This window comes from Streptosporangium heterodermiicola (genome assembly GCF_051390675.1).
Taxonomy (GTDB): Bacteria; Actinomycetota; Actinomycetes; order Streptosporangiales; family Streptosporangiaceae; genus Streptosporangium.
The window spans coordinates 130,489-149,088 of record NZ_JBPJSR010000009.1 but is presented as its reverse complement, the minus strand read 5'-3'; the positions used below and the strand labels follow the sequence as shown (position 1 = coordinate 149,088).

The 18,600-nt window shown below is 70.4% G+C and carries 15 protein-coding genes; 5 read left to right on the top strand and 10 right to left on the bottom strand.

The window, feature by feature from the left end; all coding sequences use genetic code 11:
* Nucleotides 1-44 precede the first annotated feature (44 nt).
* The 3 genes from ACSC1Q_RS20920 to ACSC1Q_RS20910 form a co-directional block, all read right to left on the bottom strand.
* Entirely contained in the window at nucleotides 45-536 is a 492-nt protein-coding gene (locus ACSC1Q_RS20920; RefSeq protein WP_436760378.1) for a PTS sugar transporter subunit IIA, read from the bottom strand.
* Between the two features lie 154 nt (nucleotides 537-690).
* On the bottom strand, nucleotides 691-927 hold the full coding sequence (locus ACSC1Q_RS20915; RefSeq protein WP_350973052.1) for a PTS sugar transporter subunit IIB: 237 nt from the start codon (nucleotides 925-927) through the stop codon (nucleotides 691-693).
* A 64-nt stretch (nucleotides 928-991) separates the two neighbouring features.
* Entirely contained in the window at nucleotides 992-2,026 is a 1,035-nt protein-coding gene (locus tag ACSC1Q_RS20910) for an SIS domain-containing protein (RefSeq protein ID WP_436760377.1), read from the bottom strand.
* A gap of 159 nt (nucleotides 2,027-2,185) precedes the next feature.
* Here ACSC1Q_RS20910 and ACSC1Q_RS20905 point away from each other — a divergent pair, with 159 nt between their 5' ends.
* The 3 genes from ACSC1Q_RS20905 (at nucleotide 2,186) to ACSC1Q_RS20895 (ending at nucleotide 5,584) form a co-directional block, all read left to right on the top strand.
* Nucleotides 2,186-2,926, top strand: coding sequence for a GntR family transcriptional regulator (locus tag ACSC1Q_RS20905; RefSeq protein ID WP_362837563.1), 741 nt, complete (start codon nucleotides 2,186-2,188; stop codon nucleotides 2,924-2,926).
* Between the two features lie 253 nt (nucleotides 2,927-3,179).
* A complete protein-coding gene (locus ACSC1Q_RS20900; RefSeq protein ID WP_436760376.1) occupies nucleotides 3,180-4,634 on the top strand; it encodes a PTS transporter subunit EIIC in 1,455 nt (484 codons plus the stop codon).
* Between the two features lie 350 nt (nucleotides 4,635-4,984).
* A complete protein-coding gene (locus tag ACSC1Q_RS20895) occupies nucleotides 4,985-5,584 on the top strand; it encodes an Rv3235 family protein (RefSeq protein ID WP_436760375.1) in 600 nt (199 codons plus the stop codon).
* Nucleotides 5,585-5,691: 107 nt separating this feature from the next.
* Here ACSC1Q_RS20895 and secA read toward each other — a convergent pair whose 3' ends face one another.
* Nucleotides 5,692-8,505 (bottom strand): preprotein translocase subunit SecA, encoded by a 2,814-nt coding sequence (gene secA, locus ACSC1Q_RS20890; RefSeq protein WP_436760374.1) that lies wholly within the window; start codon nucleotides 8,503-8,505, stop codon nucleotides 5,692-5,694.
* 255 nt (nucleotides 8,506-8,760) lie between these two features.
* Between secA and ACSC1Q_RS20885 the strand changes: the two genes are divergently transcribed.
* Nucleotides 8,761-9,078 (top strand): HGxxPAAW family protein, encoded by a 318-nt coding sequence (locus ACSC1Q_RS20885; RefSeq protein ID WP_436760373.1) that lies wholly within the window; start codon nucleotides 8,761-8,763, stop codon nucleotides 9,076-9,078.
* 323 nt (nucleotides 9,079-9,401) lie between these two features.
* Nucleotides 9,402-10,601, top strand: coding sequence for a winged helix-turn-helix domain-containing protein (locus tag ACSC1Q_RS20880; protein WP_436760372.1), 1,200 nt, complete (start codon nucleotides 9,402-9,404; stop codon nucleotides 10,599-10,601).
* A gap of 311 nt (nucleotides 10,602-10,912) precedes the next feature.
* On the opposite strand, the gene ACSC1Q_RS20875 is transcribed toward ACSC1Q_RS20880, so the two are convergent.
* The 6 genes from ACSC1Q_RS20875 to mtrA form a co-directional block, all read right to left on the bottom strand.
* Nucleotides 10,913-11,617 (bottom strand): response regulator transcription factor, encoded by a 705-nt coding sequence (locus tag ACSC1Q_RS20875; RefSeq protein ID WP_329090540.1) that lies wholly within the window; start codon nucleotides 11,615-11,617, stop codon nucleotides 10,913-10,915.
* Nucleotides 11,618-11,711: 94 nt separating this feature from the next.
* The gene (hpf, locus tag ACSC1Q_RS20870; RefSeq protein WP_436760371.1) at nucleotides 11,712-12,377 is read right to left on the bottom strand and encodes a ribosome hibernation-promoting factor, HPF/YfiA family; all 666 of its coding nucleotides are present in this window, start codon (nucleotides 12,375-12,377) and stop codon (nucleotides 11,712-11,714) included.
* A 519-nt stretch (nucleotides 12,378-12,896) separates the two neighbouring features.
* The gene (locus ACSC1Q_RS20865) at nucleotides 12,897-13,601 is read right to left on the bottom strand and encodes a ComF family protein (RefSeq protein WP_436760370.1); all 705 of its coding nucleotides are present in this window, start codon (nucleotides 13,599-13,601) and stop codon (nucleotides 12,897-12,899) included.
* 447 nt (nucleotides 13,602-14,048) lie between these two features.
* Nucleotides 14,049-15,830, bottom strand: coding sequence for an LpqB family beta-propeller domain-containing protein (locus ACSC1Q_RS20860; RefSeq protein ID WP_436760369.1), 1,782 nt, complete (start codon nucleotides 15,828-15,830; stop codon nucleotides 14,049-14,051).
* 73 nt (nucleotides 15,831-15,903) lie between these two features.
* Nucleotides 15,904-17,625, bottom strand: a complete 1,722-nt coding sequence (gene mtrB / locus ACSC1Q_RS20855) for an MtrAB system histidine kinase MtrB (RefSeq protein ID WP_436760368.1) — start codon at nucleotides 17,623-17,625, stop codon at nucleotides 15,904-15,906.
* A 25-nt stretch (nucleotides 17,626-17,650) separates the two neighbouring features.
* Nucleotides 17,651-18,328 carry an MtrAB system response regulator MtrA gene (mtrA, locus tag ACSC1Q_RS20850; RefSeq protein ID WP_030907316.1) on the bottom strand — a complete coding sequence of 226 codons (678 nt, stop codon included), beginning with the start codon at nucleotides 18,326-18,328 and terminating at the stop codon, nucleotides 17,651-17,653.
* Between the last annotated feature and the right edge of the window lie 272 nt (nucleotides 18,329-18,600).

The window sequence follows — 18,600 nt, the reverse complement described above, 5'->3', positions numbered from 1 at the left end:
GTTCTCGCGAGGATTTGAGCGGATCGCTCTACTCGGAGAGCTCATCACCCGTACCTCGGTTCTCGCGAGGCCTCGGGCGGATCGCTCGGATCGCTCCACTCGAAGAGCTCGTCACCGGCGCCGACGGTTCCCGTGGCGAGGCCGGTGACGGAGTTCGCGGCGGCGTCCAGCGCCACGACCGGGCAGATCGGGTAACGTCCGCCCGCCTCGATCCCGGCCGGGTCCCACGCCACCACCGGCTGCCCGGCGCTCACCCGGTCGCCCTCGGCGGCGAGCGGCTCGAAGCCCTCCCCCCTGAGCTCGACCGTGTCGATGCCCAGATGGACGAGGACCCCCCGGCCGTCGTCCCCGACGACCACGAACGCGTGCGGGTGCAGCTTGACGATGGTGCCCGCGATGGGAGAGAGCACCCGTCCGGGCGTCCTGTCCGGCTCGATCGCCATGCCGGGCCCGACCAGCCCCTCGGAGAAGACAGGGTCGGGCACCGAGCCGAGCCTCACGGCCACCCCCGCGACCGGTGCCAGAACTGTGGTCACCGCACCCCCTCGGCATGCCGCCGCCCGCGAGGACGGCCCGTCCGCGCCCCGGCCGCACACGCGTGCCGTCCGGGCGCGCCCCGCCCGCGAGAACGTCCTCGTCGGCCCCTGCCGGTTCCTGTCAGGCCTGATCCGCTCAGCCTCTGCTTCTGCCTCAGCCGATGATGTCCTCGATGTCGCTGGCGATCGTGTCGGCCTCGGGACCCACCACCACCTGGACGACGTTGCCCGCCGCCATCACACCGTGCGCGCCGGCCGCCCGCAGGGCCACCTGGTCGACCTTGGAGGCGTCGCGCACCTCGGTGCGGAGCCGGGTGATGCACGGTTCGATCTCGATGATGTTGTCCGCACCACCGAGTCCAGCGATGATCGCGTCGGCGTCGGCCGCCATGTCGCCCTCCAGATGTGATCACCCTGTCCCCAAGGCTATGACCAGGCTAAAGGACAGGCCGCGATCAGTCGGTCTGCGTCACCTTGTTGAGACCGCGGGGGGCGTCGGGGTCGATCCCCAGCCTGCGCGCGAGCGCCTCGGTGAGCAGCTGACCGGGGACGATGAGGCCCAGCGGGGCGACCCACTCGGGAAGGTCCGGGCCGTTCAGCGCGGCGGTGGAGACCGAGGAGAGCGCGGTGCCGCCGCCGACCGTGTAGGCGGAGGCGCCCGCGCCGGTCACCCGCTCGGCGAGCGCCACGGTGCCGGCCAGGGTCGGCCCCTCGCCCGCCGCGACCAGGATGGCCGGGGTGTCCTCGTCGACCACGGCGATCGGGCCGTGCAGCAGGTCGGCGTACGACAGGCCCATGGCGTGCAGGTAGCACGCCTCCTTGAGCTTGAGCGCCAGCTCCAGCGCGGTGGAGAAGGCGAGCCCCCGGCCGGAGACCACGACGCCCGGCTTGTCGGCCAGGCCCTCGACGATCGCCTCCAGGTCACCCGGGTCGCCGACCAGCTTCTCGACCGCGTCCGGCACCCGCTGCAGGTCGGCCGCGTCGACGTCCGCGCCGAGGCCGAGGGCGAGCACCGCGAGCGCGGCGAGCTGGGTGGTGTAGGTCTTGGTGGCCGGTACGGCCTTCTCCTCGCCCGCGACCGTGCACAGGGCGAGGTCGGCGGCCTGGGCCAGCGGGCTCTGCTCGCCGCCGTTGGTGATGGCCACGGTCCTGGCCCCGCACTCCTTCGCCCAGGCGAGGGTCTCGACGATCTCCTCGGTCCTGCCCGACTGGGAGAGGGCGACGGCCAGCACGCCGTCGAGGTCCAGCCTGCGCCGGTAGGTCGTGGCGATCGAGGGGGCGGCGAGGGTGGAGAGCCTGCCCGTGTGGGCCTCGGCCAGGTAGCGACCGTAGACTGCGGCGTTGTCGGAGGTGCCACGGGCGATGAACAGCAGCTGGCGGGTCTCCCCCGCGAGCCGCTCCACCTCCCCGACCCTGGGGAGGAGGGCGTCGAGCGTGGCTCGCAGCGCGGCGGGCTGCTCGGCGATCTCGCTGCGCATCTTGGTCGTCATCTCGCGCTCATCCTTCGGTTCGGACGGACGAGACCGGGCCGTTATCGATCCGTCTCCGGTCCGTACGTTGACACCCTTTTCCGGCCTGTGGTCTAGTCCGGACTAGACCAGTACGAACCATAACTCATGCGACATCTCAGATCGAGGGGGGAGGATCCTGTGGCCCAGATCGATCCGGACAGCCCGGTGCCCAAGTACTTCCAGCTCCGGGAGATCCTGCTCGATCTCATCGAGAACAACGAGCTCGCGATCGGCACGGCGATCCCGTCCGAACGCGAGCTCTGCCAGCGCTTCGGGCTGTCCCGCATGACCGTACGGCAGGCCGTGGACCACCTGGTCTCCGAGGGCAGGCTCCAGCGGGTGGCGGGCAAGGGCACCTTCGTGGCCCGCCCCAAGATCGAGATGTCCCTGCGGCTCACCTCCTTCAGCGACGAGATGCGCGCCAGGGGCATGGAGCCCGGCTCCCGCGACCTGGACCGGCGGGTGGTCAGGGCGAGCGCGCACCTGGCCAGGGAGCTCGGCATCCAGCCGGGTGACGAGGTTCACTTCATCGAGCGGCTGCGGACCGCGGCCGACGAGCCCATGTGCATCGAGCGGGCCCACATCCCCGTCTCCCTCGCGCCCGACCTCGACACCCACGACCTGACGGGCCGCTCCCTCTACGCCCTCCTGGAGACCCGCTACGGCCTGGTGCTCGACGCCGGTGAGCTCACCATCGACGGCGGCATCGCCGACCCCGGGGACGCCGACCTGCTGAAGTTACCGCGCGGCGGGGCCGTGCTGCTGCTCCAGCGGCGCTCCTTCGCGGGAGGCGTCTGCGCCGAACTCGGGGTGTCCACCTATCGCGCCGACCGCTACCAGCTCCGTACGATCCTGGAGATACCGGCCCGCCGCGCCTGATCCCGATGCCCGCCCGACCGACCACGCCCCATCCGCCGCGTCCGCTCCGATCACCCTCGGACCACGCCCACCCGCCACACCCGTTCCGGTCGCCTTTCGATCACGTCGACACCCCGCCCGCTCCGGCCACGCTCCCGACCCGCCCGTTCCGGCCGCCTTCCGGCCCCGCACCGCCACCGTCACACCCCGTCCCGTCCCGCGCGACCGCCCCCTTCGCCGCCCTCCTCCCTTCCAGCCCTTGGAGGAAAGCCCGATGAGCCCTCTCCCGGCGGACGCGGGCCCGCCCGCCACCCGCCCCGGGTCCGCCGTGATGAGCGTGCTCCAGCGCCTGGGACGTTCCCTGATGCTGCCGATCGCGGTCCTGCCGGCCGCGGGCCTGCTGCTCAGGCTCGGGCAGGACGACCTCCTCGGCCGGACCGACAGCGCCCTGCTCGACGACGTGGCCCGCGTCGTCGGCACCGCGGGCGGCGCCCTGTTCGACAACCTGCCCATCCTGTTCGCGATCGGCGTCGCCATCGGGTTCGCCCGCAAGGCCGACGGCTCCACCGCGCTGGCCGCGCTCGTCGGCTACCTGGTCTTCCACGCCGTCAGCATGAACATGTTCTTCATCCTCTTCGACGCCGACCTGAGGGAGTCCATCACCACGGAGGTGTTCGACAGGGCCGACCCCGGCGTCCCCGACGCGGTCCTGAACCTCGGCGCGCAGAACCCGACCCGGGTGCTCGGCGGCATCGTCATGGGCCTGGTCTCCGCGCTGCTCTGGCAGCGCTACCACCGCACCAAGCTGCCGACCTGGCTCGCCTTCTTCGGCGGGCGCCGCCTCGTGCCGATCCTCACCGCCTTCGCCGGGCTGGTGATCGGCGTGCTCCTCGGCTTCGTCTGGCCGGTGCTGGGCGGCTGGGTCCGCGCCTCGGGGACCTGGCTCGCCTCCAACAGCGAGCTCGGCGCCGGGATCTACGGCATGATCAACCGCGCCCTCCTCCCGCTCGGCATGCACCACATCGTCAACAACGTGATCTGGACCCAGGTCCCCGAGTGCGTGGTCGACGGCAAGAAGCTCGCCGGGGACCTGATCTGCTTCAACAACGGCGCGGTCGGCTACGGCGGCTTCGAGGCGGGCTTCTACCCGGTCCTCATGTTCGGCCTGCCCGCCGCCGCGATCGCCATCTGGCGGGCCGCGCCACCGCACCGCCGTACCGCGGTCGGCTCGATCATGATCTCCGCGGCGCTCACCGCGTTCCTCACCGGGATCACCGAACCGATCGAGTTCGCCTTCATCTTCGTGGCTCCGGTCCTGTTCGTCATCCACATCGTGCTGACCGGCGTCTCCATGGCCCTCGCCTCCGCGCTGGACGTCAAACTCGCCTTCAGCTTCTCCTCCGGTCTGATCGACCTCGGCCTGTACGGGACCGCGCCCAACGCCCGGGGAGTGCCGATCATCATCGTGATGGGGCTGGTCTACGCGGTGATCTACTACACCGTGTTCAGCTTCCTGATCAGGAGACTGAACATCATGACCCCCGGCCGCGAACCCGAACCCGACGTCGACTCCGGCGAGCCCTCACCTACGGCACAGGACAGAGGGGTCGACCCCGGCGAGCCCTCCTCGGCACAGGGCGGGGACGTCGCCCCCGGCGAGCCCTCGACCCCGGCGGCCCCGGCGGCCCCGGCGCGGGGCAGGGCGGACACCGCCCCTCCCACCGCCTGAGCGGCGCGCCTCCCCCTGAGCCGCCCCGGCCAGAGAGGCGCGCACCGAGCCGTCCTCCACCTGAGCGGCAATCCCCTGCCTAGCCCCTCACCCGAGCCCCCTCCGCCCGGGTGGCGCGCGCCCGAGAGGGTGCGCCGGGCGGTTTCGGCCGTCCGCCGGAGATCACCGTTCTGGCCACAACCCGCCCCCTCGCGGGGACCGACCGCTCCAACCCGAGGTCACCTTCTCCGCCTAACAGGGCGAAACGACCGGGATCCACCGGAAGTTGGCGGGCGACGTATCTGGACGGTGGGCCGGAAACTCCCTGATGTGTCAGTTCCTCCACCCCAGCCGAGCACATCGGAGTCCCCATGTCGCCCCCACGACGTCCGGCATCGCTCCCCAGGATCGCGCCCTCCCCCACCGCCGAACCGCCCTACGACGACGACCGCCCCGCCGGTGACGCCCCGGCCGTGCCGCCGTACGTGCAGGGCACCCTCGCCCTCGCCCTCGATCCCGGGGCGTCAGGCCCCCCGGCCGGGAAACCGCTGGTCTGGGGCTCGCCCGGCGCGGTTCCCGACGAGCGGCGGCTGCGGGCCCTCGCGCAGGCCGTCGCCGAGATCCTGTCCGGCAGGCGCCCTCCGGCGAGCGTCTCCTGCCACATGTCCGGCAGGGCCCAGGCCGAGCTGGTGCGGAGCGGGAAGGTCATCACCAGCGCGCGCCCGCCCCGGGTGGGCCGGGCCCACGTCTCCCAGCCGGGGGACGGGGTGGTGGAGATGTGCGTGGTGGTCGACTGCGGCGACCGCTCACGCGTCCTGGCCCTGAGGCTGGAACGCAGGGGCGTGCGATGGCTGTGCACCGAGTTCGAGACGACCCCTGACCCGCGTCCCGTACGGGGAGGAGCTCGTGCCACGCCGCCCGGCCGCCGGGCCGCGCTCCCCCGAGAGGCGGCGAGCCCCCCGGCGCCCTGACGCGCACCGGCCACCGGTCACCGGGCCGCGCCCACGCCAGGAAGGGCCGCGGGGCGGACATGCCGGAGGGCCCGCACCACGTGTGGTGCGGGCCCTCCTGGTGGCGGTCAGACCTCGACGTGCTTGGGGTCGCCGTGGCAGCGCTTGTACTTCTTGCCGGAGCCGCAGGGGCACGGGGCGTTGCGCTCGACGTTGCCGTACGCGTCACGCTCGGCCTTGGTGCTGATCCGGGTGTGCTCCACCTCGCCGCTCTCGCCCGGAGCCGTGTACTCCAGCTCGGTGGGACGCTGCGGGCCGCGCAGGCCGCGAGCGATGATCGAGCGGGTCTCCGCGATCGCGGCGTCCTCGGAGTGGTCGTGCTCCTCGACGATCGGGTTGCTCTGTACCTCGACCTCAAGGTTGAACAGGTAGCCGACCGACTCCTCCTTGATGCCCTCCAGCATCTGGGAGAACATCTCGAAGCCCTCGCGCTGGTACTCGATCAGCGGGTCGCGCTGGGCCATCGCCCGCAGGCCGATGCCCTCCTGGAGATAGTCCATCTCGTAGAGGTGCTCGCGCCACTTGCGGTCGAGGACCGACAGGATGACGCGGCGCTCCAGGACCCGCATGCCCTCCGGGTCCATGGCCTGGGCGTTGATCTCCTCTTCGCGACGGTCGTAGGCGGCCATCGCGTCGGCCTTGATCTTCTCGTCGAGGATCTGGGCGGTCAGCTCCTCGCGACCCCCGGCCTCCTCGATGAGCTGCTCGGCGGTGATGCTGATGGGGTACAGCTGGCCGAGGGCCTTCCACAGCTTGTCGAGGTCCCACTCCTCGGCGAAGCCCTCGGCGGTGGCGCCCGCGATGTACTCGTCGATCACGTCGTTGACGAAGCCGCGGATCTGCTCGTGCAGGTCCGCGCCCTCCAGCACCCGGTGACGCTCGGCGTAGATCACCTTGCGCTGCCGGTTCATGACCTCGTCGTACTTCAGAACGTTCTTGCGGATCTCGAAGTTCTGCTGCTCGACCTGGTGCTGGGCGGAGGCGATCGCCTTGGAGACGATGCCCGACTCGATCGGGACGTCGTCGGGGATGTTGAGGCGCGTCATGATCATCTCGACCCTGGCCGAGTTGAACAGGCGCATGAGGTCGTCTTCCAGCGAGAGGTAGAAGCGCGACTCGCCCGGGTCGCCCTGACGGCCGGAACGGCCGCGGAGCTGGTTGTCGATGCGCCGCGACTCGTGCCGCTCGGTGCCCAGCACGTAGAGGCCACCGAGCTCGGTGACCTCGTCGTGCTCGGCCTGCACGGCCGCCCTGGCCTTCTCCAGCGCCTCGCCCCAGGCCTTGTCGTACTCCTCCGGGGTCTCGACCGGGTCGAGGCCGCGGCTGCGCAGCTCCAGGTCGGCGCGGAAGTCGGGGTTGCCGCCGAGCATGATGTCGGTGCCTCGACCGGCCATGTTGGTGGCCACGGTGACGGCGTGCTTGCGGCCCGCCTCGGCGATGATCGCCGCCTCACGGGCGTGGTTCTTGGCGTTGAGGACCTCGTGCTTGACGCCCTTGCGCTTGAGCTCCTTGGCGAGGCGCTCGGACTTGGCGACGCTCGTGGTGCCGACCAGGACCGGCTGCCCCCGCTCGTAGCGCTCCTTGATGTCCTCGACGCTCGCCATGAACTTGGCGTCCTCGGTCTTGTAGACCACGTCGGCCTGGTCCTTGCGGACCATCGGCCGGTTCGTCGGGATCGGGACGACGCCGAGCTTGTAGGTCTGGTGGAACTCGTTGGCCTCGGTCGCCGCGGTGCCGGTCATGCCGGAGAGCGTCTCGTAGAGGCGGAAGTAGTTCTGGAGCGTGATCGTGGCGAGGGTCTGGTTCTCGTCCTTGATCTTGACGGTCTCCTTCGCCTCGATGGCCTGGTGCATGCCCTCGTTGTAGCGGCGGCCGTGCAGGACTCGGCCGGTGAACTCGTCGACGATCAGGACCTCGCCCTCGACGACGATGTAGTCCTTGTCCTTCTTGTAGAGCTCCTTGGCCTTCAGCGCGTTGTTGAGGAAGCCGACCAGGTGGGTGTGCTCGGGCTTGTAGAGGTTCTCGATCCCGAGCCAGTCCTCGACCTTCTCCACGCCGGACTCGAAGATGCCGACCGTGCGCTTCTTCTCGTCGACGGCGTAGTCTCCGGTGTTCTCCTCGCCGTCCTTGCCCTCGGTGCCCCTGCGGAGCCGGGGGACGATCTTGGCGAACTCGGCGTACCACTTGCCGGACTGCTCGCCGGGGCCGGAGATGATCAGCGGCGTCCTGGCCTCGTCGATGAGGATCGAGTCGACCTCGTCGACGACGGCGAAGTGATGGCCGCGCTGGACGCACTCCTCCAGCGACCACGCCATGTTGTCGCGCAGGTAGTCGAAGCCGAACTCGTTGTTCGTGCCGTACGTGATGTCGGCGTTGTACTGCTTGCGGCGCTCGTCGGACGGCATGTTGGCCAGGATCACGCCGACCTCAAGACCGAGGAAGCGGTGGATCCGGCCCATCTCGTCGCCGTCACGCTTGGCCAGGTAGTCGTTGACCGTGATGACGTGGACGCCCTTGCCGGAGATGGCGTTGAGGTAGGTGGGCAGCGTGCAGGTGAGGGTCTTGCCCTCACCGGTGCGCATCTCCGAGATGTTGCCCATGTGCAGGTTGGCCCCGCCCATGATCTGCACGTCGAAGTGGCGCTTGCCCAGCACCCGCCGGGACGCCTCACGGACGGTGGCGAAGGCCTCGGGAAGCAGGTCGTCGAGGGACTCGCCCTCGGCGTAGCGCTGCTTGTAGTCGTCGGTGAGCGCGCGAAGCTCGGCGTCGGTCAGGCTCGTGAAGTCGTCTTCAATGGAGTTGACCTGGTCGGCGATCCGCTTGAGCTTGCGCAGAAGCTTGCCTTCGCCGGCGCGAAGAATTCTATCGAGAAAGGCTGGCACTTTAGGTAAAGCTCCTCGCAGGTCTTCCGCGGCCGGACCGGCCCGGCTGAGGACGAGACATGGTTCTCCGCTGCCATCGTAGGCGGTTCCGCCACCAGACACAGCCACCCTGAAAGACGCTCTTGTGGCCCATGGAGTTCCTTGCCCGCTTCTTTGAGAGAGTACGACCAGCTTCAGAGGGTATGTCGCCCTTTGGCACGCCCGCGATGGATCCCCCGCGCGGGCGCGTCGCCGTGTCTGGGAGGAGAAGCCGTGATGGCGGAGGACGCTCGTCAGGCGGATGGCGGTACCCACGAGGGCCAGGGGGGCGACGGTGGCCCCGCGGTCCACCGGGGCTCCGGCGGCCACGGAGGCAGGGCGTCGTCCTGGCTCGCGGTGACCGTGATCCTGCTGGGTTTCACCATCGCGGGAGTCGCCCTTTGCCTGGGCCCGAACTGGCCCCTTCTGTGGATGGGTACGGCGGTCTGCGTCATGGGCGGCATCCTCACGCTGGTCTTCCGCGTCTTCCAGGACATCGTCGTCGAGGCCCCCCGCGCGATGGGCGACGGAGGCGGCCGGGGCATCCTGGGCTGACCGCCCGGCTCTGCGGGACGCCCAGCGCCCACTGTCCCCGCTGTCTCCGTTGTCCCCGCTGCGCCTGCCTGGCCCGTCGAGCCGATCGAGCCCGTCGTGCCGGTCAAGCCGGTCGGGCAGGTCGGGCCCGCGAGATTCGCCACCGCCCACCCGGCCCGGGAGCATCCGGGAGCACCCGGTGGCTCCAGGGGCACCTCACGGGAGCGGGAGATGAATTGCCCTGATTCATTCCGGCCGCGGGCACTCTGACACCGGCGTAGCCTTTTCGTCGGTGTCAGGCGCTAGCCTCGGCCCACGACGTGTTGTCTCCCCCTGGGGCGGTCATGCAAATTTCCTCCGACGAGGCCCGCCGTGTCATCCTCCGCGCCCAGGGCTTCCTGGGCGCGGAGGCCCGGCGAGGCGGCGCCCCCGCGACCCTGCGCCGCCTCGGGGCCGTGCAGCTGGACACGATCTCCGTGCTGGCCCGTTCCCACGAGCTGGTCGCGTACGCCCGGCTCGGCGCCGTCGGCAGGCAGGAGGTCGAGCGGGCCTACTGGGACGAGCCCGCGCGGGCCTTCGAATACTGGTGTCACGCCGCCTGCGTCCTCCCGATCGGCGACTGGGCGCTGTACGCCTTCAGGCGGAGATACTTCCGGGCCAGGAAGTTCCGCTGGCACGAGGTGCCCGACAGCGTCGGCAAGGTGCTGAACCTGGTCCGCGAGAGCGGCCCGGTCACCACCGCCGACATCGGCGGCGCCAAGAAGGGCGGCCCGTGGTGGGACTGGTCCGACTCCAAGATCGCCATTGAGTGGCTGCTCGACACCGGCGAGGTCGTCTGCACGCGCAGGGTGGGCTGGCGGCGCGTCTACGACCTGGCCGAGCGCGCGGTCCCCGCCGACCTGCTGGCCGAGGACCTGTCCGACGCCGAGTGCGTCACCCGCCTCGCCGGGATCGCCGGGGTCGCGCTCGGCGTGGCCACCCGCGCCGACCTCGTCGACTTCCTGCGCCTGAAGGCGCCCGAGGCACGGCTGCTCGACGCGTGCCTGCTCGACGGTTCCACCGGGCTGGTGCCCGTCCGCGTCGCCGGGTGGCCCGAGCGGGCCGCCGACGCCTGGGCCGACCCGGCCGCGCTGGAGACCGAGCCCAGGGGCCGTCACCGCACGACCGCGCTCTCCCCGTTCGACTCCCTCGTCTGGGACCGCGCCCGCACCGCCCGCGTGTTCGGCTTCAACCACCGCCTTGAGGCGTACGTGCCCAAGGAGAAGCGCGTCCACGGTTACTTCACGATGCCGGTGCTGGCCGGGGGCAGGCTGATCGGGCGGATCGACCCGGCCCGCGAGGGGGCGACGCTGGTGGCCCGCCAGGTGAGCCTCGAACCGGGCGTCACTCCGGGCAGGGGGGCCGCCTCGCTGGCCGGAGCCCTCTGGGAGGCCGCGAGCTGGGTCGGCTGCGAGGCCGTCCGGGTCGAGCGCGTCGATCCCCTGCTGGCCGGCCCTCTCCAGGACGCCCTGAGCCAGGGCACCCCTGAACCGGGCCGCTCCTGAACCAGGCGCTCCCCGAACCGGGACGCTCCTGAACCAGGGCGCTCCCCGAACCGGGCCGCTCCCCGAACCTCTCCGGGTGAGGGAGGATCCCGCCGGACGCCGGACCGGTACGCCCCGACCGGCCGAGCCGTCCCCCGGATCGGGACACCGCGCAGGACACCGGATCGGGCGGACATGCCAGGGGTGACGAACGGCGCGTTCCAGAACCCGCGTCGGAAGCGGCGTCGGGAGGCCGTGGGGAAAGACCGTCGGTGAAAGACCGTCACGGCCGGAGTGCGGTGACCGTCGGACGGTCACCGCACCGGCGCGTGTCAGGTGATCTCGAGCATCCGCTCGCGGACCGCGTAGACCACCGCCTCCATCCTGGAGTGCAGCTGAAGCTTGTCCAGGATGTTTCTGACGTGGTTCTTCACGGTGTTCTCGGAGATGAACAGCTGCTTGGCGATCTCGCGGTTGTTCATTCCCTTCGCGACGAGGCGGAGCACCTCCATCTCCCGTTCGGTCAGGCGTGGAACGGGGAGCTGCGGGGGCCGTTCGGCCTCCTTGCGGCTCATGTTGGCGAATTCGCTGATCAGCTTGGCGGCCATCGCCGGGTTGATCAGCGACTGTCCTTCGTGGACGCCGCGGACGGCCTCCGGGACCTCGTCGAGCTGGACGTTCTTCAGCAGGTAGCCGGTGGCACCCGCCTTGATCGCCTCGAAGAGATCCTCCTCCTCGTCACTCACCGTCAACATGATGATCCGCGTGCTCGGCACCGAGGCCTTGATCTCACGTGTGGCCTCGATACCGCTCCTCCGTGGCATCCGGACGTCCATGAGCATGACATCCGGAGTGAGGCGGTCGGCGAGTTCGACCGCTTCCTGTCCGTCGCTCGCCTCGCCGACAACCTCGATGTCCGTCTCCGCGGCCAGCGCCATCTCCAGACTGCGGCGGATCAGCGCGTGATCGTCAACGATCAGCACGCGGATCGGTTCGCCGCGTCCGGTCGGGCCGGTTGCGTCGTCGGGTTCCGTCACGCCTCCTCCTCGGGGGGCCAGAGCCGGTGGACCGCCATGATTACACGGGTTTCATGGTCCTCGGTTGGTCGGAGAGGATCTTCGAACGCGTTCGTCAGGGCTCAACAAGCCGCAGCACGCCGTAGTTGTACCCCTGTCGGAGGTATACGACGCTCGGCTGCCCGCTCTCCTTGTCACGGAAGAGATAGAAATCGTGTCCCACCAGTTCCATCTCGAGAAGTGCCTGATCGATGGTGATCGGATCGGCCTCGTGGAACTTCTCCCTGACCATCAGCGGCCCATCACCGTCCATCTGGATCGGGATGATGCTCTTGTCCTCCACGAGGTCGGCCTCGGCCTCGGCAGGGGGTTCGACCAGCGACTGCTCGGTGAGCAGGTGGGCCGGGGCGCTCTCGAACGACTCGGCGAGCGCGGTGGCCGTCAGCTCCGCGACCGACGGAGGGCAGTGGTTTCCGTGATGGATCTTCCTGCGGTCGGCGAGCCGCCGCAGTCGTCCCTCGAGTTTGCCGAGTGCGATGTCAAGGGCGGCGAAACGGTCGTCGGCCGAGGCCTCCGCCCGGACCGCGGGACCACGTGAGTGGATGGTGAGCTCGACTCGCTCTCGCTGGTCGACGATACGGGGATTACTTTCCTTGGACACCTCCACGTCAACGCGAATGAGCTTGTGGTCCAAACGCTCGATCCTGGCCAGCTTGGTGTTCACGTGGTCACGGAATCGGTCACTCACTCCGGTGTGCCGACCCTTGACGATGATCTCCATGCACAGCCCCCCTTCGAATCTCGACGGTGGTATTGCGACACCCGCTCGGCCGACCTGGTCTTCGTCCCCACATCCGCCTGCTGAGGGTTTCGCAGCTCTTTGCCACTACATGCCCTTCTCTTCTGGCAAGGAACATCTGGCTCCCTGGGAAGGCAGGACTTACCTCTAAGCCGCACCGTGATCGATCGACGAAAAGTCGTCTTACGTGGACCGTTTGGCCTGCGGCTGGCATCGGCTAGCCGGGCCGGCCTCCTCGCGGAGGTCGGTCCGGTGCAACCACGGACCCGAGCGGGTGCCATGGCTCAGACGCTATCCGCATCCCGGCCGAATGTCAGCCTGACGATCGACCCAAAGGATCACTTTGCGTAATTCACAGCCGGGCGGGCAACCCCTGGCTCCCTGCACTCGCGGGTGGGCGGCGTCACAGGCGAAGCCTTCTCGCGTTCGTTGAACAGCGAGAAGGCACCGTCAGGACAGTGAGGTGTGGCTCCTGGGTGAGGCGAGGGCCGGGGCGCCGTCTCACCCTCCGTCACGGTCACCGGTTTTGGATCTTCGGCGTGTCGCGGCGACCGTGGCGGCGAGGGACGGCGTCACCCCCGCCTCGCGCAGCGCCCTCGCGGCCTCCGCGAGCGTCGCACCGGTGGTGACGATGTCGTCGACCAGCACGATCGCCTCCGTACCGCCCCAGGAGCGCGGCACAGGCGCGTTGCGACCGACCGTGACCGTGAAGGCGGTGGACAGATTCGCGGCCCGCTGGAGGGAGCTCAGCCCCGCCTGGTCGGCGACGCGGCGGCGCTGGGCGAGAACCCTCGCCACGCTCGCGGGCCAGCCGGCCTCGCGGAGATAACCGGCCGCCAGCCCTGCGAGCCGGGTCACCGGATCGTGGCCGCGCCGCCTCAGGGCCGGGCGGGCACTGGGCACCGGCACCAGCAGCACCGGCCGCTCGCCGGCCGCCGTGGCGACCGCCAGGGCCAGCGCCCCTGCCAGGGGAGGGGCGAGGGCCGTGCGGCCACGCTCCTTGTAGGCGATGATCGCCCGCCGCACGGCGGGGGTGTATTCGGCCGCCGACCAGCACTCTGGCAGGCCGGGCGGGACGGGGTCGGGCATCCGGAGGGCGGGCGCTCCGTGAAGCTCGGCCGCGCATCGGGGACAGACGAGGGCGCCCGGCGCGTCGCATCCGGCGCAGCGGGGCGGCAGGATCAGGTCGAGCATGGCGGTCGTCACGGATCCAAGGTTTCAGATGGCACCGACAAAAAGCCCAGCCCAGAGTACCGGAGGGGGGTTCGGTGCCCGCCGGGAGCCGTAGCCCGGCCCCGCCCGGAGCCGGGCGGGGCCGGGCGAGGCCGGGCGGGTCGTCCCGGGAAAAAGCCTCGACCCAGGGCCTCGACCCAAGGCGAAGGCCGCACGGCGCCGGGACGCGAACCGCTCTCCCGGCACGACGCGCCCCGGGAAACGACCCGCGCCGGGACGTCGTCCCAGAACGAGGACGACGTGTCCCGAGCCGCACACCACGTGCCGGGTCCCGGAGAGGCGGCTCCCCCGTGAAGGCGGTCCATCCCAGGAAAGGCACCTCGGCCTTGACACGGCGGTTCGGCCGGACATGTCAGCTCAGCCGAAAGCTCCAGGACGATGCAGGACGATCCAGGACAGTTAAGGACGGTCCAGGACGGTTCAGCCCAGGGGGAAGGCCGGGGACGAGGGGCCGTTCTCGGTGAAGTCCGTGGTCCCGGTCTCGTGCTTGACCAGCGGCTCCCACTTGGTGGAGTTCCAGAACAGGACCTGCCGGTGGCCCTGCTCGTCCCTGGCCCCGGCGAGCAGGGTTCCGTCCAGTGCGGTGATGCTCTCGATGCGCGAGTCGAAGGGCAGGGACTTGGTCGCGGCGGTGACCGAGGCTTCGAGCAGCTCCGACTTGCCGGTGAGCGCGTACAGGGTCTTGCCGTCCTTCCAGGCGATGTCCTTGATCGTCCGGTTGCCGTCGGTGTCGACCACGGTCTGGAGGTTGGCGATGCGGGTGCCCTCCCGCTCCCCGATGACGGTGCCGACCTGGACCTGCTCGCCCAGCCCGTCCCTGACGACCACCGCGACGTGCACGCCGTCGCGCGCGACCTTGAGCGACTCGATGTGGAACGTCTCCAGGTCGGGGGCGGACACCCGGTACCGGTGCTTGTTGTCGCCGTCGTGCCGGGTGATGACCGAGGTGTGGTCGTTGGGCCGGTCGACCGTCCACAGCGTGTGGTAGCGGTCCCAGGCCGGCGGGGCGAGGGAGACCCCGGTGGCCCACACCCGCCACTCGCCGCCCGCGCCGAGCGGCGCGACGGAGATGGTCCTGCCGCCCCCGGAGAGCGCCGCCACCTGCTGCACGGGCTGGCCGCTGATCGCGGGGCGGGTGAGCCCCACCCCCTTCTGACCCGCCCTGCCCGGCACGGGCCGCCCGACGTTCTCCTTGTCCAGCAGCCGCAGCGCGCCGTCGGCGAAATAGAACGGGTAGACGGCGTCTGGGGTCGTCCAGGGGTCGAAGTTCGACTGCTCCTGGGCGTCGATCTGCAGAGGCGCGTCGGGATAGTACGGCTCGCCGTTCACCGTGACCTCGAAGCCCCAGCCGCCCTTGGTGAGCGCGGCGAGGGTCGCGGCGAGCTGGGCCGACATCGGGTCGATCAGGTCGGGGTCCACCCGCCTGGTGAGGTCGACGACGACCCTGTTGTTCTGGATGGTGACGTCGATGAGCTCGGTGTCGGTGAAGGCGGTGCGCACCGCGTCCTTGAGGGAGCTGCTCGGCCCGCGCAGCAGCCGCTCGACCGTCGTCTTGGCGAAGTTGGCGCCCGGGTCGATCGGCACTCTCACCTGGTCGACCACGAGTCCCTTCCACTGGGAGTCGAGGAAGTACAGGTCCACGGGCAGATAGCCGCGGGCGACGTCGGCCTCGGACAGCAGGAGGCCGTCGGGGGCCGCGCTGATGCGCCATTCGCCGTTCGGCCCCTTGGCGAGGGTGAAGGGCTGGTTCAGCGGGCCGCCACTCGGACGGTATCGACCATCTTCGTCAATGATGGCGGTTTTGGTGCCCTTAAGGGTGACCTGAGCTTGCTTGTCCTCTTCCCTGGGGGGCGCGAACTTCTCGTAGTCGCCCTGCCGGTAGACCGTGACGCCGCTGTTCGGGTTCCACTTGGCGGCGAAGTCGCCGGTGAGGTATTTGCGGGCGACCTGGAACCCGGAGTCGTCGAGGCTCGCCATCGCCGCGCGGAAGCCGGTGACGACCTCCTCGGGCGACCAGTCGGCCTTCGGCGCCATCGCGATGACGCGCGCGTACGGGTCGCCCAGCGGGCTGCCCTTGCCCTCGTTGTCCACGGCGACGACGGACTTGCCGCCGGTGGGGATGACCGAGCAGGCGGTCATCCCGCAGACCAGGACGATCGCCAGGAGCACCGTCCCCGCGTTCCGCGCGCCTCCCCACGGCACCCGCCCGCTTCCGGTCCGTCCGACGGTCCCGGCCCGCTCTGTTCCGCTCCGCCCGGTTCCGGTTCGCTCGCCTCTAGTCCGCATCGCGTCCCCCGTCGGCCACCGCCGGCGACAGCACCGGCGTCACGTGCCCCCGCCACGTGCGTCGCATCTCCACCTCCGGGGGTACGAGCGGCAGGGGCGATCCCCTGAGCACCGCCCCGGCCACCCTGGGCAGCGAGAGCCGGAACTGCGACCCCTCGCCGTGCGAGCCCCACGCCTGCAGCCAGCCGCCGTGCAGGATGGCGTCCTCTCGGGAGATGGCCAGCCCCAGGCCCGTACCGCCGATCGTGCGCGCCCTGGACGGGTCGGCCCGCCAGAACCGGTCGAAGACCAGGTTCTCCTCGCCGGGTTTCAGCCCCACCCCGTGGTCCCGTACGGCCACCGCCACCGCGTCCCTGTCGGCGGCGACCGAGACGACGATGTCACGGCCCTCGCCGTGCTCGATCGCGTTGAACAGCAGGTTGCGCAGGATGCGCTCGACCCGGCGGCTGTCCATCTCCGCCATGCAGGGCTCGCCGGGAAGGCGCAGGTCGAAGCGGGTGGAGTGGCGCTCGGCCAGCGCCTCGGAGTCGGCGACGGCGCGCAGCACCACGTCCCTGACGTCCACCGGGTCGACGTCGAGGTCGGCCGCGCCCGCGTCGTAGCGGCTGATCTCCAGGAGGTCGGCGAGCATCGCCTCGAACCGGTTGAGCTGGTTCTGCATCAGCTCGGCCGACCTGGCGGCCATCGGGTCGAAGTCCTCGCGGGCGTCGAAGAGCAGGTCGGCGGCCATCCGCACGGTGGTCAGCGGGGTGCGCAGCTCGTGCGAGACGTCCGAGACGAACTGGCGCTGCACCTGGGAGAGCTCCTCCAATTGGTGGATCTTCAGTGCCAGGTTGGCGGCCATCTCGTTGAAGGAGGTGGCCAGGCGGGCCAGGTCGTCCTCTCCCCGCACCTTCAGCCGCTCGTCCAGGCGCCCGGCGGCCAGCCGCTCGGCGGCCTGCCTGGCCAGCCGCACCGGCGTGACGACCTGGCGGGTGACGAGGGAGGAGATCGCGGCCAGCAGCAGCACGAGCCCGGCGCCGACGAGGATGATCATCTGCTGCACCGAGGCGAGGGTCCGCTCCTCCTTGTCCAGCGGGACCAGGTGGTAGATCTCGTACGACGAGTCGAGGCGGGTGCCGATGATCATGCCGGGCACCGCCTGCTCGGGCTCGCCCTTGTAGTACAGCGGGGTGTACCAGGTGCTGTCCTCGCCCGCCGCCTTCTTGAACAGCTCGTCGCGCTGCCTGGCCGGGATGCTGCGGGGGTCGATGTCCGTGGTCCCGTAGAACGCCCCGGGCAGCTCCTCGTTGCGGATGATCACCGAGTAGCGGCTGGCCGAGCCGGCCCGCCGCGCGAGCGCCTCCGTGGCCTGGCCGAGCGGGCTGCCCCCCGCGGCCTGCGGCGCCTGGCCCGGCTCGACGGGCTGCTTGGCGGCCTCGGCCGTCGGCTGGCTGAGATAGCCGAGCACCGCGTTCCTGTCGGCCTGCGCCTCGCTCTTGGCCGCGCTCTCCCTGGTCTCCAGGGTGGTCCTGATGATCTGCTGCATGAGGAAGACGCCGAGCACGGCGACGACCACGATGGAGATGACCATCGTGCTGGTGACCACGCGCAGCTGGAGCGAGCGCCAGAAGACGCGGCGCGCCCGGCCGGCCACGCGCCGGGTACGGCGCCGCACACCCCGCAGCAGCTGGCGCGGGGTGCGACGGCGTTTCTTCGGTGCGGGAGGCATCTCGGGGTCCGGGGGAGGTCGGCGGCTAGGCCGGCCCGGCCTTGTAGCCGACCCCGCGGACCGTCACGACGATCTCGGGGTGCTCGGGGTCCTTCTCGATCTTCGCCCGGAGCCGCTGGACGTGCACGTTGACCAGGCGGGTGTCGGCCGCGTGGCGGTAGCCCCAGACCTGTTCGAGCAGGACCTCGCGGGTGAAGACCTGGCGCGGCTTCCTCGCGAGGGCGACCAGCAGGTCGAACTCCAGCGGGGTGAGGTTGATGGTCTCCTCCTCCCGCTTGACCGAGTGCCCGGCGACGTCGATCGTGATGTCGCCGATCTGCAGGATCTCCGGCGTCGGCTCGTCGGTGCGGCGCAGCCGGGCGCGGACCCTGGCGACGAGCTCCTTGGGCTTGAAGGGCTTGACGATGTAGTCGTCCGCCCCCGACTCCAGCCCGAGCACCACGTCGATGGTGTCGCTCTTGGCCGTCAGCATGACGATCGGCACCCCGGACTCGGCCCGGATGCGGCGGCAGACGTCGATCCCGTCGGCGCCGGGCAGCATCAGGTCGAGCAGCACCAGGTCCGGACGGGTGTCGCGGAACGCGTCCAGCGCCTTGTCACCGTCGGAGACGAAGGAGGGTTCGAAACCCTCCCCGCGCAGCACGATACCGAGCATCTCGGCGAGAGCGGCGTCGTCGTCGACGACCAGCACGCGTCCTTTCATGGCCCCTCATTCGGTTTACGCAGTTTGGGAGTTATTGGGATAAACCGCTCGATCGTCGAAGATTACCCTTGTCCGCCTACTGGATGACACCGGTCGACGACCGGGCGTCCAAATGACGAATTTTAGGCGCACGCAACGTGAAACGCGCAGTGGTGCCCCCCTACGGCCGCCGCCGGCCCCGGCGACTGCGGACGCCGGGCGGTGATGACCACGGTCACAGTCTGCGGTAAACCACGGCGTCTCGGCCATCCCTCCGGCATCTCCGCCCCCCT

Bases quoted from the DNA above. Each gene is read 5' to 3' on its own strand.
- ACSC1Q_RS20915 (WP_350973052.1), bottom strand. From the start codon at position 927: ATGGCGGCCGACGCCGACGCGATCATCGCTGGACTCGGTGGTGCGGAC.
- ACSC1Q_RS20910 (WP_436760377.1), bottom strand. From the start codon at position 2,026: ATGACGACCAAGATGCGCAGCGAGATCGCCGAGCAGCCCGCCGCGCTG.
- ACSC1Q_RS20900 (WP_436760376.1), top strand. From the start codon at position 3,180: ATGAGCCCTCTCCCGGCGGACGCGGGCCCGCCCGCCACCCGCCCCGGG.
- ACSC1Q_RS20895 (WP_436760375.1), top strand. From the start codon at position 4,985: ATGTCGCCCCCACGACGTCCGGCATCGCTCCCCAGGATCGCGCCCTCC.
- ACSC1Q_RS20885 (WP_436760373.1), top strand. From the start codon at position 8,761: ATGGCGGAGGACGCTCGTCAGGCGGATGGCGGTACCCACGAGGGCCAG.
- ACSC1Q_RS20880 (WP_436760372.1), top strand. From the start codon at position 9,402: ATGCAAATTTCCTCCGACGAGGCCCGCCGTGTCATCCTCCGCGCCCAG.
- hpf (WP_436760371.1), bottom strand. From the start codon at position 12,377: ATGGAGATCATCGTCAAGGGTCGGCACACCGGAGTGAGTGACCGATTC.
- mtrB (WP_436760368.1), bottom strand. From the start codon at position 17,625: ATGCCTCCCGCACCGAAGAAACGCCGTCGCACCCCGCGCCAGCTGCTG.
- mtrA (WP_030907316.1), bottom strand. From the start codon at position 18,328: ATGAAAGGACGCGTGCTGGTCGTCGACGACGACGCCGCTCTCGCCGAG.